Raw genomic sequence first — 14,878 nt, 5'->3', positions numbered from 1 at the left:
CATGCTCAACCACCGTCCGCGCAAAATCCTCAACTTCCACTCCCCGCATGAAGTGTTCTCACAACTCACTGCGGATCTCATTGCCGGCGTTGCACTTCAAGTTTGAAACCGCCAAGCCAAGACGACCAAAGAACTCGGACGCGCCTTCGCGCCCGGCGCGCAGGACCCAAGTCACACCCGGAGTTTCCGCAGTGACACCGGCAACCAGGGCACGGCCGACACCCTGCCGGCGAAATTCCGGCGCAACAACAACCATAGACAGATAGCCGTTCGACAAACCGTCCGTAAGGGCACGCGCGAAGCCAACAACTTGACCACCTGGTAAGACCGCCACGTATGCGCGATCACTTGCCGCGACCAATGCTGAAAACTCCAACATGGAGCGCAGACGATGAGACCACCCCGACGAACTGAGCAACGCATACGTAGCTTCAAGCTCTGAAGGATGAATTGCGCGAATGTTCATGACGCCCAACGTTTGACATGAGCGGTGGCCTGACGGCGCAGCCGGCTGGACATCCGCTCGATGGAATGGTTAGGCATCAGCGGTCCGGCTTTCATTCAATGCAGTCAACTCCAGATTGCAACGAGCTCGGCGATTTTGGTGGCGACTACTTCCATCGAATCCTCCGAAGTGTCTAGGCCGCTTCGCGAAGCAAGCATTGGACTGACCTCGCGGAGTGCCGCGTACGTTGTATCGTGGACGATCGGCACGAGCCGGTTGCCCGCCAGAAGCGTTGACAGTTCCTTGTCCGCGACGCCCTCTTTCGGAAGTCCCTTCAACAGTGCGGGGGTCACAAGAACAAGCCCAATCTTTGAGGCGGCCAAGCCCTTGTCAATCGCGCGCATCATCGGAACACCAAGACCCAAGTCCTTCTCGCTGAACCACACTTTTACGCCAGCCGCCTCAAGGAGGTCGTGCAGTTGTTTGGCGGCTCCCCGGCGATCATCCCAGGCATGACAGAGGAAGCAATCACGCAGATCTGGCCTCGCCGCCGCTTGGGCCTCAACCGCCTCGCGAACTGGCGTAAGCGATGCCACCTGGGCTGGCGTGTACGAGACGGTCGATCCGGTCCGCGACCAGCGCGGCCTGGAGCCGCCCCCGCCAGACCGGCTACCGCCGCCGTAGCTGGTTCCGCCGCCTGACGAGCCGGACGATCCGTATCCAGTGCCATATCCACTGCCATAGCCATAGCTGCTCCGATAGCCGCCATAGCGACTGCTGCATGCAGGGCAATTGGCAGCGGCGCTTGATGTGCGGTGACCATTTACTGGGGCTGTGCATTGAGCCATGGTGTTTTCCTTTGTAGAACCGCGCTGTGGTGTTCGGATGCCCAACGAATAAGCTCAGCGGGCGGCGGAGCCGTCCGCTGGAGCGACTTGTTGAACCTCAGGCGCGTTGCCTGCCGAAGCTGGACGCCTAAACCACGCAGAACCGACACGCTCACGTTGAGCCAACCAGCCAGGAGGAAGATCCGCCAACTCTGCAATGCTTGAATCTCGCTCAAAACAGCACCCAAGACAGACGACGAGGCAATCCTCCTCCGCTGTGGTTGTGTCGCAGAGGATTTGCCAAATGCCATCGTCGTCATGACTGACTAGAAGAATTGGGTGGCCCGCTTGAATTACAGGCTTCGTCGAGATCGCCAACGCATTCTGAGGCGAGAAAAACGGCCACTCGGCATCCTGAAACTTGTGAGGGTGCGACTGAACTGTCTTCATGAGGTTCAACGTGAAGGTGAGCGGACGCCGAAGGCGGTCCGCTCGACTGGCAGGTTAAAGCGCTGTGTCATGCGCTTGCCGGGCATACCACTTTGAGCGGCAGGCCATCCTTGTAGGCGAAATATTCTGTGCATTGCTTGTCATCGACTTGTATGGTGCGCTTGCCAAACGACGCGGCGTAGCTGGCTTCACCGAATGTGACTTCGCCATTCTTATTCAGGTCAAGCTCACCCCAAGTCAGTGGTGCGGAGTAGACAAGCCAACCGAACGCCGCCCAGTACGCGGACATCCCGAGGACCGTGGTGACCAGCGCGAACTTTTCCAAGAGAAACGTCATGCTCTGCGGCCCCGTCATTGCTGCGCTTTAACGTTTGACTTAAGCGGTCTGCCGTAGGCAGGTCCGCTTGAAGGAAGGGTTAGGCGACATTCTCGGACAGCAAAACGATGAGCTCTTGCGTGCTTGCTGCCAGCGCCGGGAGGTAGCTCTGATCGACTTGAAACGAGCCGGCTAGCTTGGCTAGCGAGCCGTCTTCATTTTCGAACTCGTATGTCCCCTCAACTTGACCCAATGAGTTGGACGCTAGACGGACGTAGATGCCCGGCTCGTGACACGACAGAACAGCTTCGTGCGGAGAGCCCACCTGCGCATACATCAGTTCCACCTCCTCTTTGAACCGGCTCAATTCTCCAAGCTGAAAATACGCCTCAAACGCTCCGGCGAAGACCCCTCCAATGATAGAAGCACGAACGCGAACCCAGTCCTCCGAATCGACGGGCCGGACTGGTTCGAGCCGGAGCGAGAGATTTGGGGCGAAGAGCTCCATGTCGCCTAACGCAAAGGTGAGCGGACGCCGCAGGCGGTCCGATCGACTGACCGGTTAGAAATCATTGCACGCAAACTGAGAGCGCGCTCAGCACGGCACTCCGGTACTCTGGATCCTTCTCTTTGAGCTGAATCTTCCCGGCGGCAAGATCCACAGTAATGTAAAACTCCCCGTACTCCTGGCCCGCACCACCGTGCAAAAAGACCTTGAGATAAATTGGCTTGGAGCCAACTGGCCGCGGATCGGCGAATATTGACACAACGTCAAGTTCCACCTCGTCTCGGGCCCGCAGCGTCGCATCGGGCATTTGGTAAGTCTCCGACAGACAACGGACCAGGGCATCGGACTTTTCGCCGGTTCTTCCCAAGAGGATTGAGGTCGCCCAGGATTTCATTGGAGGTGGCGGCGTCATCTTCGCCTCCTCCCACTCGTCTGGAATAAGCACTCCCCATTCCACGGGGGTCCCGGACCAGTCGCCACCGATGCGCAGGAGGGTACCCAAGCGCCTACCTCCATCTTCGAAGGGAGCGGTCGCCAAGATAGGGAAGATTACGTCGAACCACCCTTCCGCTTCGGAAACCACAGAGACGTTCATAGACCTAGTTTGACCAAGAGACAAGGTGGAGAGCCCGGCAGCTACGACAGTGCCAAAAACCAACTCGCGACGGTGGATCATGAGTTCTAACGTGAAGGTGACCGGACGCCGTAGGCGGTCCGGTCGAACGTAATGTTAGAACTCATTGCGCATACCTTTCTAGTCGCTGCGCCAGAGTTCCCGCATGTAGCTCGAATAGGTTGTTGTCATAGTCGTAGAAATACAGTGACAGCCCCTCTCCAGCCACTCTCGGCCGCGGCTCTCGAACTTCAACACCAAGACTTCTAAGGCTAGCCTCGTATCTTGGAATTTCTTCTTCGGTTACTTCAAAGGCGACGTGACGATAGGACCGCTCGGAAGGAACCCCCTCCATGAAAGCCAGCCATACGCCACCCAAGAGAAAGAATTTCTCTCGTGACAGCGAAAAGTTCTTGGCTTTGCTGTCGTAGACCTCTTTAGCCCCAAGTCCTTCGCAGACCAGCCTCGCAGTCCGCTCAACATCGCGGACCACGAATGTCAAATGGCTGACGCCAAGAATTCCCATAACGAGTTTTAACGTTCACTCTCAGCGGGCGGCGAAGCCGTCCGCTGCGGAGCAGGGTTGAACATCACGACTGCACCGCGGTCGAAATTGCTGGGCCAGCGGCGATGGCCGCACTAAAAAGTTGACCAACCAACTGCTTTGCGGCCTCTGTTGTTGCACCCAGAGCGCCGGCCTTGAGCGCGGTTTTAATTTGTGCTGCAAGTCCCGGCTTTTTGTCCAGAGAATTAGGAACCTGCTCCAGGACCATTAGCCCCTTCATTGTCAGTTGGACTTGGAGAAAAGCCGTGCCTTCCAGCCAATGGTCCGAGTATTGAAGGAACCCCTCCGCCGCAAGGAACTTGACGGCCTCAAATGTCGGCTCTAAATCATTGAACCATGACTCAGGCGGAAGTGTTCCTGGCGTTGCAGCATTGGCAATCTCCGCCGTCTTCAGTTCAATGGGAACTGGAAATGCGTCATGGATCCTATCCAGCGTCACAAGAACGACTCGATTGAAATGCTCGATGTTCGGTGCGGTCATGGTGGGCGATCAGTTTTCAGTGATGTTCAACGTCTGAGTTCAGCGGGCGCCGAAGGCGGTCCGATGGAAAGAAATGTTAGCCACCTGCCGCACTTGCGGCGGCTGCAGGCCTGCTTAGCTTGGCTTCTTCTGCTGCTTTGGCACCGAGTTGGTAGTGCCAGGTTAGGAAGATTGATGCAACAACAACCAGCTGTGCGAACGCGTGAAAGCCGCTCACATTCTCGACCGACGCCGACTCGACTGCAATGGTTGTATCGGCCCCGTCTACCTGCTTCGCCACAGTGTTGAGCAGCGACGCAAAACGCACACACTCTCCCTGGGTTATGCGAAGTATCCAAAGATTGGACCAAGCGAAACCCACGTAACAGAGGCCGATAACGAAGTACATGTCACCAGGCCAGGCGACCTTCTCTTTGCCGATGGTGTAGCCAAGAACAGCTAGGGAAACAGCCGAAAAATATGCCCACAGTTTGTGAGCAGATTCCGTGTGTTTGTTGTAGATGTCGTAGGCGTCCTTGAGGGACAGAGTAGTACCCGATAACTGTGCGTTCATGCGACTACTCCCCTCTTGATGGACTCTGGGTGGCTAACGTTGAAGTTGTGGGGCGGCGCAGCCGTCCCACACGAACGACCGGTTAGACCGCTGGATTTTCACCACAGCCTACACCCGCTCCAATGATCGGTGCGGCTCCGGCGGCAACTGAACGCGTATGGAATCACCAAGCCGAACAATACCACCGGTCGCAACAACACCCATGATTCCAGCCTTGCGAACCAATGCGCCTTCTGCCGTCCGTCCGAGCACCGCCGACATAAGGCCGGGTTTAAATTGATCAAGTTGTACGCAAGGATTGCGCAACCCAGTGATTCTGACGATTGCAGTAGCGCCAATATGCAGTTCCGTATCTACCGGCAATCCCAATAGATCCAATCCTGAGGTTGTGATGTTTTCGCCAATTTGACCCGCTTCAACAGAAAACCCCTTAGCCGCGAGTTCATGAAGAAGCTCGGCATGAATCAGATGGACTTGCCTCAGATTTGGATGCGTCGGATCCTGCGCGACCCGTGAGCGATGCTTGACCGTTACTCCGTTGTGCGCGTCGCCCTGTACCCCAAGACCTTCGAGCAGCATGATTTCTTCCGCCCTCGTCTTGGAGAACGAGTGGGAGTTACTGAGGCTGACGGAAACGACGATGGATTGCATTTGCAGCGGTCTAACGATCCAGCTCAGCGGGCGGCGAAGCCGTCCGCTGGAGCGATTTGTTAGCTTGCATTGGATGGGCCTGCGAACAGATTTTTTTCGCCGGTGGCGAACGTAGCTCGCACAATGCGACCTTCGATTACTTCGTAGATGCATAACATCTCGATGGAGCCAATCCCATCCGGAAATGTGCGCTCAATCAACTCAAGGTCTGCGACCATATTTCCTACCACTTGCCGAGACAGTAGCCTGGCGTGAAGGTTCGGCTCAGCAAACCGCGCAAGAAAGCGCGGACGCATCTGCTCATGCCCTTGCGCCAGAAGTTCTCCACCAGTCGCATACTGTTCGGCTCTCGGAGAGTATGTGGCCAGCAGTGCCTCGATGTCTTTCGCGTTATACGCCTCTAGTTGAGCCTGTACGACCTCAAGGGGTGAACTATGCGACATGTAGCGATTCTCTTCGAGTAATGATGTGATGGACTCGGCAAGCTAACGTTGAAGTTGTGGGGCGGCGAAGCCGTCCCACACGAACGACCGGTTAGGCAGCACTACCCACCCCCTCTATCTCCTGCGCCTAGCGGCGCTGGATTGCGCAAGCTCATGTACTGAAGATCGTAATAGTGGCCATCGATATTGAGCTCTTCCGGTTCAGCGCCGGAGGATACGAACCCGAGAGACTCGTACAAAGACACGGCCCCGGGATTAGGGACATAGACATAGAGGTAGATCCGAAGGCAGCCCGAAGAGAATGCGTGGTCGACTGCTTGTCGTACGAGACGACGACCAAGCGACTGCCGGCGGAACGCAGGCGCGGTTTGCACTCCATACAGAATGGTCTTGTGCTTCCCCGAGGCATGGTTTGTAGGCCACCGAATACCGGCTGCCGCGACGAGCTCGCCTTCTGAGAAAGCACCGAAGACGCGACTCGGCGCTGCAAACGAAAGCTGGCTGTGAAAGAAGGATGCCGGCTGCTGAAGTTCTTCGTCCAGCGTCGTGCCCATGCCTATCGGCGACGCTGCAACGACTGATCGCCGCAAGTCTCGGAACTGCTGAGCATCAGCGGCCGTAAGAGCTCTGTATGTGTACGCGCTCATTGACTGTGCTGCCTAACGTGCGAGCTCAGCGGGCGGCGAAGCCGTCCGCTGCAGCGAAGAGTTAGGGCCGAATTGGCGCCAATAGTCCAAGCAAAGTTCATAGAACGCATTGGTGCTAACGTTCAGATGAGACACTCGAAGTGAGTTGCTTGGAAATTTATATAGTGCGTCGTCCAGTAGAAAAAATCCAATGAAGGGGTCGCCGGGACCGACCGTCAAGAGTTCAACCTTTTTGATATGAGACCAAGGCAGTGGGCCGTCGCGTTTCCACGTTTTGAACCAGATCCCCGTCGAGTCAAGAGTTAGAACAGGATGCTTGTTCCACGCCCCACGGAAAGCGAAAACGCCCAGCGGAAGCGTTACAAGAAGTGGAAAAAAGGCCAAGGCACTAGAACCTTGCTGAAACCGCACCGATCCGAGTGCGACGAAAGCAGCCAAGCATCCACCGAACGTGAGCTTTTGCCACATCGCCCCTTCAGCTAGTCGAAACGAATGAGCCATGCGTAGGCCATCCCTAACGCCGCCGCTCAGCCGACGCCGAAGGCGGTCGGATGCAGCGGCCTGTTATGCCATTTTGAGAGTAACCAAGAGACAAGCTCATTCCTTTTTCGACGCCCAATGGATGCCTGGAAATTTGTCTTCGGCGGTAGACACAGCTTCTTCAAAACTCATGATGTTCGGCATCAGATTGCAAAAGTTCCCGGGCGCTGCGGCCATCTCGTACGCAAGAAAGTAGCACTCCACTTGGCGATTTTCGCGCTCTGCCTCTTCGTCCTCGTCTTCGCCAGTGCCCCACGTTTCAGCGCTCAACAGAATGCGAACCGCAACAGGGGCTGACCCCGCGTACAGCCATACGCCTTCCTTCAGAATCGGCCAGTCGTCAGTGATCGGCATAACGTGTTATGGAGCGCAGCATAAAGCTCCCCATCACAACACCTGCTCCCCATAACACCCACATTCCGCGCGATCGAGTCGTTGATTTAGCATTGTTTTCTCATCGATTGACTGTATCTTCATACAGCATTAAATTTGCCGCAAAGTAGCGCGGCCGTTACAACTTTTCCCCGGCCGCATTGATCTTGCCACGAGAGCATATCCATGTCGTCATCTGTCATTCCGTTCACACAAGGCCGCTCGCGGCCACAGCCTGTAGCAGCGCCACTGCCAGCGCTGCGCGCGGTCAAGCTGTTGGACAGGTTGCGCGAGCGGATTCGGTTGATGCACTACAGCTTGCGCACGGAGGAAACCTATGTGTACTGGTGCCGTGCTTTTATCCGCTTCCATGGGCTGCGCCACCCAGCGGAAATGGGCAAAGCAGAGGTGGAGGGCTTTTTGACTCATCTGGCAGTCGACAAGCAGGTGGCGGTATCCACCCACCGGCAAGCGTTGTCCGCATTACTTTTTCTGTACGGCAAGGTATTGGGAACGCCACTGCCCTGGATGGCCGAGATCGGAAGGCCGGTGCCAAAGCGCCGCTTGCCGGTGGTGCTGACGCCGGACGAAGTATTGGCGGTGCTGGAGCACCTGAGCGGCGTGCATTTGCTGCTGGCGCGGCTGCTGTATGGCACCGGCTTGCGCATCACCGAAGCATTGCAGTTGCGCGTGAAAGACCTGGATTTCGGGCAGCACGCCGTTTTCGTGCGCGAGGGCAAGGGCGGCAAAGACCGCGTGGTGATGCTGCCCGGCACGCTGGCCGCCGACCTGCGTGCGCAACTGGCGAGCGGGCGCCTGGTATGGGCGGCGGATGTGGCGGCCGGCCAGGCCGGCGTGCAGTTGCCCAGGGCGCTGGAGCGCAAGTACCCGCGGGCCGGGTCGAGCTGGGCCTGGTTCTGGGTGTTCCCGCAAGATCAGTTGTCGACCGACACGCGCAGCGGGGTGATTCGGCGGCACCACCTGTATGACCAGACGTTCCAGCGGGCCTTCAAGCGCGCGGTGCAGCAAGCCGGCATCGCCAAGCCCGCAACGCCGCACACGCTGCGGCATTGCTTCGCCACGCACTTGCTGCAGGGCGGCAGCGACATCCGCACGGTGCAGGAGCTGCTGGGCCATGCGGACGTGGCCACCACGATGATCTACACGCATGTGCTGCAGATGGGCGGCATGGCGGTGCGCAGCCCGCTGGACGCGCTGGCGCAGCAACGCGGCGCCAGCCGCTGACGGCACCCAGCCCCCTACCGCGGCCCGAACAGCGCCAGCGTGCGCTCCATCAACGCCATCAAGGGCTGGTCCATCAGCGGCAGCGTGGCGGCGATGCCGATCATGCCCATCACCAGCGTGATGGGGAAACCCACCGCGAACACGTTCATCTGCGGGGCCACGCGCGAGACGATGCCCAGCGCCAGGTTCACGAACAGCAACAGGCCGATCATGGGCAGCGCAATCCACAGTGCGCTGGCGAACAGCTCGGCGCCGAGCTGGTGCACTTGCAGGCGCTGCAGCGTGACGAGGAAGTTGCCGTTGGTGGGGAAGGCGTCGAAGCTGCGGACCACGGCCATCAACACCATGAGGTGGCCGTTGATGACGATGAACAGCAGCATCGACATGTTGCCCAGAAAGCGCGACACGGCGCTGACCTGGGCGTTGGCCATGGGGTCGAAGAAGGCCGCGAAGTTCAGGCCCATCTGCAAGCCCACGAGCTCGCCGGCCAGCTCGACGGCGGCGAACACCAGGCGCACGGCGAAGCCGATGGTCAGGCCCACGCCGACCTGCTGCACGACGGCGCCCAGGGCCTCGGGGCTGTTGACGCCGATGACCGGCTGGCCGACCAGGCTGGGCTGCGCGGCCACGGCGATGAGGAACGCCAGGCCGATGCGTGCGCGTGCCGGGATGGCGCGCATCGAGAAGATGGGGGCCGAGGTGAACAGCGCCAGCACGCGCAGGAACGGCCACAGGATGGGCGAGATCCAGGCGACCAGTTGCGCTTCACTGAACGTGATCACTGCACGAGCGTGGGGATGGCCATGATCATGCGGCGGATGTAGTCCACCAGCGTGGTCAGCATCCACGGGCCGGCGATGGCCAGCACCAGCATGGCGGCAACGAGCTTGGGCACGAACGACAGCGTGGCCTCGTGGATCTGCGTGATGGCCTGGAAGATGCTGATCACCAGGCCCACCACCATCACCACGATCAGCACGGGCGCGGACACCATCAGCAGCAGCGTGAGGGCTTCCTGGCCCATGGTCAGCACGAATTGGGGGCTCATGGGCGGTCTCCTCTACTGCACGAAACTGGATGCGAGCGAGCCGATCAGGATGTTCCAGCCGTCGGCCAGCACGAAGATCATGAGCTTGAACGGCAGCGCCACGAGCACGGGCGAGAGCATCATCATGCCCAGCGACATGAGCACGCTGGCCACCACGATGTCGATCACCAGGAACGGGATGAAGATCATGAAGCCGATCTGGAACGCCGACTTGAGCTCGCTCGTGACGAAGGCCGGCACCAGCACGCGCAGCGGCGCGTTCTCGGCAGTGACGGCCGCGTCCAGCCGCGCCAGGCGGGCGAACAGCGCGAAGTCGGACTGCCGCGTCTGCTTGAGCATGAACTCGCGCATGGGCGCCTCGCCGCGCTCCACGGCCTGCTCGAAAGTGATGGCGTTGGTGGTGAAGGGCTGGTAGGCGTCGCGGTAGACGCGGTCCAGCGTGGGGCCCATGACGAACATGGTGAGGAACAGCGACAGGCCGATCACGACCTGGTTCGGCGGCGCCGACTGCGTGCCCAGCGCCTGGCGCAGCAACGACAGCACGATCACGATGCGCGTGAAGCCCGTCATCATGAGCAGCACGGCGGGCAGGAACGACAGCGCGGTGAAAAACAGCAGCGTCTGGATCGGCACCGAGTAGCTAGTGCCGCCCGGGCCGTTGCCGATGATGAGCGGCAGGTTGGCGTTGTTCTGCGCGACGGCCGGCCCGGCCAGCAGCGCGGCAGCAGCGACGCCGGCCCAGAGCGCTGCGCGCCTCATGGTGCGGGCTCCACGGCCGGGCCGCCCCTGGATTCGGCCTTGACCAGCGCGCCGGCGAAATCGGGCGCGCCGGCGGGCATGCTGTGCAGCAGGTTCACGGACTGCGGCGTCACGCCCAGCACGAGCCAGGTGCGCGCGCCCGGCGGGCCGACCTCCACCGTGACCACGCGCTGCTGCGGCCCGACCGCCAGCGCACCGACCAGGCGCGACGACAGCCCCGCCGCCGCCATGCCGCCCTGGGTGCGGCGCTGCAGCCAGCGCACCAGCCACGGCAGCATCGCGAGCGCGGCGACGAACAGCGCCACGAGCAGCAAGGTCTGCGTGGTCATCGACATACGATGGAGAAACTCAACCGCCGCGGCTCACGCGGCGCAGGCGTTCAGAAGGCGTCACGACGTCGGTCAAACGGATGCCGAACTTGTCGTTCACGACCACCACCTCGCCTTGCGCGATCAGGTAGCCGTTGACCAGCACGTCCATGGGCTCGCCGGCCAGCGCGTCGAGCTCGACCACCGAGCCCTGCGCCAATTGCAGGATGTACTTGATGGGCACCTTGGTACGGCCCAGCTCCACGGACAGGGTGACCGGGATGTCCAGCACCATGTTGATGTCCTGCAGCGTGCCGTCCTTGCCGACGAAGGGGCGCACGCCCTCGCCGTTGAGCGGGCCGCCCTGGTCGGCGTCGCTCGGCCGCTCCGAGGTCTTGGCTTCTTCCAGTGCTTCGGCCCAGGCGGCCATCGGGTCGTCGCCCGCGTCCTTGGGGTCTTCAGATGACATGGCGGTCCTCTTTGATGGGTTGGTCGTTACCGCGCAGGCATTGCTCGATACGGATCGCGTACTTGGCGTTGTGGGTGCCGTACTGGCATTCGAAGACCGGCACGCCGCCGATGGAGGCGGTGATGCGCGGCTCGCGCTCCAGCTCGATGAAATCGCCGGGCTTCATGGCCAGCAGCTGCTCCACCGTGGCGTCGGCCCGGGCCAGCTCGGCCACCAGCACAACCTCGGCGGACTGGATCTCGCGCGACAGCACGTTGACCCAGCGCCGGTCGACTTCCACCGAGTCGCCCTGCGTGGACGAGTACAGCACGTCGCGGATCGGCTCCAGCGTGGAGTACGGCATGCAGATGTGGATGGCGCCCGTGATGTCGCCGATCTCCAGCTGGAACGCGGTGGACACCACGATCTCGCTGGGCGTGGCGATGTTAGCGAACTGCGGCTGCATCTCCGAGCGCTGGTAGTCCAGCTCCAGCGGATAGATGCTGTGCCAGGCCTTCTTGTATTCCTCGATGACGACGTTGAGCAGGCGGTTGATCACGCGCTGCTCGGTGGCCGAGAACTCGCGGCCCTCGATACGCGTCTGGTACTTGCCGGCGCCGCCATACAGCGTGTCGATCACGCCGAACAGCAGCGAGGGCTCGCACACCACCAGCCCGTTGCCACGCAGCGGGCGGATGGCCACGATGTTGAAGTTGGTCGGCACGGCCAGCTCGCGCAGGAAGGCGCTGTAGCGCTGCACGGCCACGGTGCCCACCGAGATCTCGGGGCTGCGGCGGATGAAGTTGAACAGCCCCAGGCGGAAGTTGCGCGCGAACCGCTCGTTGACGATTTCCATCGTCGGCATGCGGCCGCGCACGATGCGCTCCTGGCTGGAGATGTCGTAGTTGCGGACCTCGCCCGCCACGACCACTTCTTCGGCTTCCTTCTGGCTTTCGCCGGTCACGCCTTCCAGCAGGGCGTCGACCTCTTCCTGGGACAGGAACGATTCACTCATGGTGCGGCTCCGGCGCAGTCGTCACTGGATGATGAAGCTGGAAAACAGCACGCCGTAGACCGGGTTGAACGCGGGCGCGCGCGCCTTCTTGCGCGGCTTGCTGCCGGCCTCTTCGTGCGCGGGCTCTTCGACCTCGAAGCCCAGCGGGCGCGAGACCTCGCGGTGGATGTCGGTGGCCAGCTTTTCCTTGCCTTCGCGCGTCAGCAGTTCCTCGGACGTGCGCTGCGAGACCAGCATCAGCACGGCGCTGCGGATGGAGGGCAGGTAGGCCTTGACCTGGTCGGCAGTCTTTTGGTCCATGGTCTCGACGGTGACGCCGATCTGCGCGAACTTCGCGCCGCCCGGGTCGGCCAGGTTCACGACCATGTTCTCCAGCGGCAGGAAGGTCGGCGGTGTGCCCTCCTTGGGCTTGGCGTGGGCGACCTTGGCGGCCGGGGCGGCGCCCTCTTCGGGCTCCTCGTGGCCACGGCCCAGGAACATCCAGGCGCCCGCGCCGATGGCCAGCAGCAGCACCACCGCCCCGCCGATGACGATCATCTTCTTGCCCTTGGGCTTGGGCGCCGACGCATCGGTGGCGGCAGGTGCGGACACGGTGATTCCTTTGTGGTCTGGGCTGCGGACAGGCCGGTCGCCAGCGGGGCAGACCCCGGGCCGGACAACGGCTTCTGGCTTTGATTATTTACCCAGGTCGTCGGAATAATAGCCAGATTAGGCTGGTAAAACGGCCATATACCCGCCCACCGCCCCCTCCGCTCAGACGTACAGGTCCAGCCCGCCCGCGGCCGTGCGCGCGGCAGCCGCGGCCGCGCCGGGTGTGGCGGGCGCGGCCGATGCCACGGCGCCGATGCGTGGCGAGGCCTGGCGTGTGCGCGGCTCGGCCTCCTGCGGCTGGCCGCCGCGTCCGCCGGCCTGGTGCGCGCCCACCGACACGCCGGACAGCACCATGCCCTGGGCCTGCAGCAGCTCGCGCAACTGGTCGGTGCTGCCGGCCAGCATTTCACGCGTGGCGGCCTGCTCGCTGCGGAACGAGACATGGGCCTCGTTGCCCTGCATCGCGATGCTGACCTGCACCGGGTCGGCATCGCCCTGCACGGTGAGCTCGGCGCTGCGCAGGCCCTGGCTGACGAAGTAGCGCAGCTGTTCGGCCAGCGGCGCGTCGGGCGCGGCCGGCTGCGGCATGGCGTCGATGCCCGCTGCGGCGGCTTCGTACTGCACCGTGGGCGTGAAGTCCTGCGGCGCCCAGGCGCCTGGCTCGGCGGGTGTGCTCGTGGCCGCCTCTTCGCCGCGTGCCGCGCTGCGCCCAGGCACCGGCTCCACGGCCTGGGCCTGCACGGCGACGGGCTCGGCGCGGGCCCAGGTGGCGGCCGGCACGGGGCTGGCGAAGCCGCGCTCGCCGCGTGCATCGCGTTGCGCGGCTGCGGCTGCCGTGGGGACGACAGCGCCCACGGGTGAGGCTGCGTCGGCCAGCGCCGGGGCGGCGGAGTCCTGCGCCGCCAGCCGGCTCTTGAGCTGCTCGAACACACTGGCCACCTGGGGCGGCAACGCAGCCGCGGCGGCCGGCCGCGTGGCCGGCTCGGTGGCGGCCTCGGGCCGCTGCGCAGGCGCCTCGGCGGGCGCGCCGGGTACAGGCGCAAGGTCCGCTGCGGTGGCCCGTGCGCCTGCCGGCACCGGCGACGGGGCGAGCGGCGCGGCAGCATCCTGTGCGGCCACGCGGGTCCTGAGCTGCTCGAACACGCTGGCGAGCTGCGGCGGCAGGGGCGCCGGGGCGGCCGGGTCGGCGGCCTGCGGGGCCGGCAGCCGCGCGGTGGGCTGCGCACCAGCCTCGGCAGACGCCACGGGCGACGAGGCCAGCGCAGGCGCGGGGGGCTGCGCCGCAGCCGAAGCGGCTGCTGCGGCCTCGGCCGCCGCCTGGGCCGCGGCCGCATCGGCAGGCCACGGCAGCGCGGCGTCGTCTCGCAGGTCGTGCCGCAGCGCACCCGCCGCGCCCTCGGGAGTGGCCTCGCCGCCCAGGCCGGGTTCGGTGCCGGCGGGGAGCAGCGCGTCCTGCGCCGACAGCAGGGCCAGGAAGTCGCCGCCCGCCGCGGCCTGCGCCGGGTTCCTGCCGGCGCCCGGCCGGTGCGCCACGGCGGCCGAAGCGCCTGCGGCATGTCCACGTTCAATGCTCATGGTCCATCTCCTGGGCCGCCTGCCGTGCCGTCATGGCATGGCGGATGGCGGCCATTTCATCCATCTGGCGCTGCTCGCGCCGGTTCTGGGCCAGGTCGATCGCAGCCTGTTTGTGGCGCACAGCCTGGCGCAGCGTGGCCACGCGCAGCTCGGCCGCCAGCAGCACCTGCCTGGCCTGCTCCACCCAGCGTTCCTGGTCGGCCACGGCGTGCTGCTGCATGCCGATGGCCTGGTCGAGCCGGGCCATGAACTGGTAGTGGTGGTGCATGAGCTCGGGCACGGCGAAGACCTGAGACTGCGATTCCCAGCGCTGCTCGGTCTCGCGGGCGTAGCTCTGCAGCTGGTCCAGCTGCTGCTGCGCGGCGATGCGGCGCTGCTGGGCCTGGCCCATGGCCTGGTTGGCCTGGTCGCGGCGGCGCTCGGCGACCTCGATGGCCAGGTCCAGCGTCTTCATCAGCGACATGTGCGTGCCCCGGGT

General features: G+C 62.7%; 22 protein-coding genes. 1 reads left to right on the top strand and 21 read right to left on the bottom strand.

Annotation, left to right across the window (positions count from 1 at the left end; genetic code table 11):
* Positions 1-58: 58 nt before the first annotated feature.
* From ASF43_RS30150 to ASF43_RS23635, 12 genes are all read right to left on the bottom strand, one after another.
* Positions 59-466, bottom strand: coding sequence for a GNAT family N-acetyltransferase (locus ASF43_RS30150; protein ID WP_082498127.1), 408 nt, complete (start codon positions 464-466; stop codon positions 59-61).
* A 104-nt stretch (positions 467-570) separates the two neighbouring features.
* The gene (locus tag ASF43_RS23655; protein WP_235578349.1) at positions 571-1,041 is read right to left on the bottom strand and encodes a toll/interleukin-1 receptor domain-containing protein; all 471 of its coding nucleotides are present in this window, start codon (positions 1,039-1,041) and stop codon (positions 571-573) included.
* Between the two features lie 748 nt (positions 1,042-1,789).
* Positions 1,790-2,059 carry a hypothetical protein gene (locus tag ASF43_RS23650; RefSeq protein ID WP_156373489.1) on the bottom strand — a complete coding sequence of 90 codons (270 nt, stop codon included), beginning with the start codon at positions 2,057-2,059 and terminating at the stop codon, positions 1,790-1,792.
* A gap of 79 nt (positions 2,060-2,138) precedes the next feature.
* A complete protein-coding gene (locus ASF43_RS23645) occupies positions 2,139-2,546 on the bottom strand; it encodes a hypothetical protein (RefSeq protein WP_056186577.1) in 408 nt (135 codons plus the stop codon).
* A 61-nt stretch (positions 2,547-2,607) separates the two neighbouring features.
* Positions 2,608-3,222, bottom strand: coding sequence for a hypothetical protein (locus ASF43_RS23640; RefSeq protein WP_056186575.1), 615 nt, complete (start codon positions 3,220-3,222; stop codon positions 2,608-2,610).
* A gap of 61 nt (positions 3,223-3,283) precedes the next feature.
* On the bottom strand, positions 3,284-3,685 hold the full coding sequence (fosX, locus tag ASF43_RS30145) for a FosX/FosE/FosI family fosfomycin resistance hydrolase (protein ID WP_156373488.1): 402 nt from the start codon (positions 3,683-3,685) through the stop codon (positions 3,284-3,286).
* 64 nt (positions 3,686-3,749) lie between these two features.
* Positions 3,750-4,205 carry a hypothetical protein gene (locus ASF43_RS30965; RefSeq protein WP_156373487.1) on the bottom strand — a complete coding sequence of 152 codons (456 nt, stop codon included), beginning with the start codon at positions 4,203-4,205 and terminating at the stop codon, positions 3,750-3,752.
* A 76-nt stretch (positions 4,206-4,281) separates the two neighbouring features.
* Complete coding sequence (locus ASF43_RS30960) at positions 4,282-4,758, bottom strand: hypothetical protein (protein ID WP_156373486.1); 477 nt, start codon at positions 4,756-4,758, stop codon at positions 4,282-4,284.
* Positions 4,759-4,866: 108 nt separating this feature from the next.
* Positions 4,867-5,409, bottom strand: coding sequence for an MOSC domain-containing protein (locus ASF43_RS30140; RefSeq protein ID WP_082498116.1), 543 nt, complete (start codon positions 5,407-5,409; stop codon positions 4,867-4,869).
* A 59-nt stretch (positions 5,410-5,468) separates the two neighbouring features.
* Positions 5,469-5,852, bottom strand: coding sequence for a nuclear transport factor 2 family protein (locus tag ASF43_RS30135; RefSeq protein WP_082498115.1), 384 nt, complete (start codon positions 5,850-5,852; stop codon positions 5,469-5,471).
* 101 nt (positions 5,853-5,953) lie between these two features.
* Positions 5,954-6,406, bottom strand: a complete 453-nt coding sequence (locus ASF43_RS32335; RefSeq protein ID WP_369803324.1) for a GNAT family N-acetyltransferase — start codon at positions 6,404-6,406, stop codon at positions 5,954-5,956.
* Positions 6,407-7,096: 690 nt separating this feature from the next.
* The gene (locus ASF43_RS23635; protein ID WP_056186572.1) at positions 7,097-7,393 is read right to left on the bottom strand and encodes a hypothetical protein; all 297 of its coding nucleotides are present in this window, start codon (positions 7,391-7,393) and stop codon (positions 7,097-7,099) included.
* 204 nt (positions 7,394-7,597) lie between these two features.
* Here ASF43_RS23635 and ASF43_RS23630 point away from each other — a divergent pair, with 204 nt between their 5' ends.
* Positions 7,598-8,656 carry an integron integrase gene (locus tag ASF43_RS23630; protein ID WP_056186569.1) on the top strand — a complete coding sequence of 353 codons (1,059 nt, stop codon included), beginning with the start codon at positions 7,598-7,600 and terminating at the stop codon, positions 8,654-8,656.
* Positions 8,657-8,670: 14 nt separating this feature from the next.
* Here ASF43_RS23630 and fliR read toward each other — a convergent pair whose 3' ends face one another.
* From fliR to fliJ, 9 genes are all read right to left on the bottom strand, one after another.
* A complete protein-coding gene (fliR, locus tag ASF43_RS23625) occupies positions 8,671-9,438 on the bottom strand; it encodes a flagellar biosynthetic protein FliR (RefSeq protein ID WP_056186565.1) in 768 nt (255 codons plus the stop codon).
* Positions 9,435-9,704, bottom strand: coding sequence for a flagellar biosynthesis protein FliQ (gene fliQ / locus ASF43_RS23620; RefSeq protein WP_056186563.1), 270 nt, complete (start codon positions 9,702-9,704; stop codon positions 9,435-9,437). The genes fliR and fliQ overlap by 4 nt, the downstream gene beginning before the upstream one ends.
* Before the next feature lie 12 nt (positions 9,705-9,716).
* Positions 9,717-10,463, bottom strand: coding sequence for a flagellar type III secretion system pore protein FliP (gene fliP, locus ASF43_RS23615; RefSeq protein ID WP_056186558.1), 747 nt, complete (start codon positions 10,461-10,463; stop codon positions 9,717-9,719).
* Positions 10,460-10,792 carry a FliO/MopB family protein gene (locus ASF43_RS23610; protein WP_369803323.1) on the bottom strand — a complete coding sequence of 111 codons (333 nt, stop codon included), beginning with the start codon at positions 10,790-10,792 and terminating at the stop codon, positions 10,460-10,462. Before ASF43_RS23610 ends, fliP begins: the two co-directional genes overlap by 4 nt.
* A 19-nt stretch (positions 10,793-10,811) precedes the next feature.
* Positions 10,812-11,240 (bottom strand): flagellar motor switch protein FliN, encoded by a 429-nt coding sequence (gene fliN, locus ASF43_RS23605; RefSeq protein WP_056186551.1) that lies wholly within the window; start codon positions 11,238-11,240, stop codon positions 10,812-10,814.
* Positions 11,230-12,234, bottom strand: coding sequence for a flagellar motor switch protein FliM (gene fliM / locus ASF43_RS23600; protein ID WP_056186545.1), 1,005 nt, complete (start codon positions 12,232-12,234; stop codon positions 11,230-11,232). The genes fliN and fliM overlap by 11 nt, the downstream gene beginning before the upstream one ends.
* 21 nt (positions 12,235-12,255) lie before the next feature.
* Positions 12,256-12,831, bottom strand: coding sequence for a flagellar basal body-associated protein FliL (gene fliL, locus ASF43_RS23595; RefSeq protein ID WP_235578351.1), 576 nt, complete (start codon positions 12,829-12,831; stop codon positions 12,256-12,258).
* A gap of 156 nt (positions 12,832-12,987) precedes the next feature.
* Positions 12,988-14,400, bottom strand: a complete 1,413-nt coding sequence (locus ASF43_RS23590) for a flagellar hook-length control protein FliK (protein WP_082498113.1) — start codon at positions 14,398-14,400, stop codon at positions 12,988-12,990.
* On the bottom strand, positions 14,390-14,863 hold the full coding sequence (gene fliJ, locus ASF43_RS23585) for a flagellar export protein FliJ (RefSeq protein WP_056186541.1): 474 nt from the start codon (positions 14,861-14,863) through the stop codon (positions 14,390-14,392). Before fliJ ends, ASF43_RS23590 begins: the two co-directional genes overlap by 11 nt.
* Positions 14,864-14,878 lie beyond the last annotated feature (15 nt).

The organism is Pseudorhodoferax sp. Leaf267 (assembly GCF_001422405.1).
Lineage (GTDB): Bacteria > Pseudomonadota > Gammaproteobacteria > Burkholderiales > Burkholderiaceae_C > Pseudorhodoferax.
This window is presented reverse-complemented; position numbering and strand designations above follow the sequence as displayed.

What these genes read in the sequence shown, in the direction of transcription:
- ASF43_RS30135 (WP_082498115.1), bottom strand. Translation starts at nt 5,852, where the DNA reads ATGTCGCATAGTTCACCCCTTGAGGTCGTACAGGCTCAACTAGAGGCG.
- fliP (WP_056186558.1), bottom strand. Translation starts at nt 10,463, where the DNA reads ATGAGGCGCGCAGCGCTCTGGGCCGGCGTCGCTGCTGCCGCGCTGCTG.
- fliN (WP_056186551.1), bottom strand. Translation starts at nt 11,240, where the DNA reads ATGTCATCTGAAGACCCCAAGGACGCGGGCGACGACCCGATGGCCGCC.
- ASF43_RS30960 (WP_156373486.1), bottom strand. Translation starts at nt 4,758, where the DNA reads ATGAACGCACAGTTATCGGGTACTACTCTGTCCCTCAAGGACGCCTAC.
- ASF43_RS30150 (WP_082498127.1), bottom strand. Translation starts at nt 466, where the DNA reads ATGAACATTCGCGCAATTCATCCTTCAGAGCTTGAAGCTACGTATGCG.
- ASF43_RS30965 (WP_156373487.1), bottom strand. Translation starts at nt 4,205, where the DNA reads ATGACCGCACCGAACATCGAGCATTTCAATCGAGTCGTTCTTGTGACG.
- fliQ (WP_056186563.1), bottom strand. Translation starts at nt 9,704, where the DNA reads ATGAGCCCCCAATTCGTGCTGACCATGGGCCAGGAAGCCCTCACGCTG.
- ASF43_RS23650 (WP_156373489.1), bottom strand. Translation starts at nt 2,059, where the DNA reads ATGACGTTTCTCTTGGAAAAGTTCGCGCTGGTCACCACGGTCCTCGGG.
- ASF43_RS23635 (WP_056186572.1), bottom strand. Translation starts at nt 7,393, where the DNA reads ATGCCGATCACTGACGACTGGCCGATTCTGAAGGAAGGCGTATGGCTG.
- ASF43_RS30140 (WP_082498116.1), bottom strand. Translation starts at nt 5,409, where the DNA reads ATGCAATCCATCGTCGTTTCCGTCAGCCTCAGTAACTCCCACTCGTTC.
- ASF43_RS23640 (WP_056186575.1), bottom strand. Translation starts at nt 3,222, where the DNA reads ATGATCCACCGTCGCGAGTTGGTTTTTGGCACTGTCGTAGCTGCCGGG.
- fosX (WP_156373488.1), bottom strand. Translation starts at nt 3,685, where the DNA reads ATGGGAATTCTTGGCGTCAGCCATTTGACATTCGTGGTCCGCGATGTT.
- fliJ (WP_056186541.1), bottom strand. Translation starts at nt 14,863, where the DNA reads ATGTCGCTGATGAAGACGCTGGACCTGGCCATCGAGGTCGCCGAGCGC.
- fliM (WP_056186545.1), bottom strand. Translation starts at nt 12,234, where the DNA reads ATGAGTGAATCGTTCCTGTCCCAGGAAGAGGTCGACGCCCTGCTGGAA.
- ASF43_RS23645 (WP_056186577.1), bottom strand. Translation starts at nt 2,546, where the DNA reads ATGGAGCTCTTCGCCCCAAATCTCTCGCTCCGGCTCGAACCAGTCCGG.
- ASF43_RS32335 (WP_369803324.1), bottom strand. Translation starts at nt 6,406, where the DNA reads ATGGGCACGACGCTGGACGAAGAACTTCAGCAGCCGGCATCCTTCTTT.
- ASF43_RS23630 (WP_056186569.1), top strand. Translation starts at nt 7,598, where the DNA reads ATGTCGTCATCTGTCATTCCGTTCACACAAGGCCGCTCGCGGCCACAG.
- ASF43_RS23590 (WP_082498113.1), bottom strand. Translation starts at nt 14,400, where the DNA reads ATGAGCATTGAACGTGGACATGCCGCAGGCGCTTCGGCCGCCGTGGCG.
- ASF43_RS23610 (WP_369803323.1), bottom strand. Translation starts at nt 10,792, where the DNA reads ATGACCACGCAGACCTTGCTGCTCGTGGCGCTGTTCGTCGCCGCGCTC.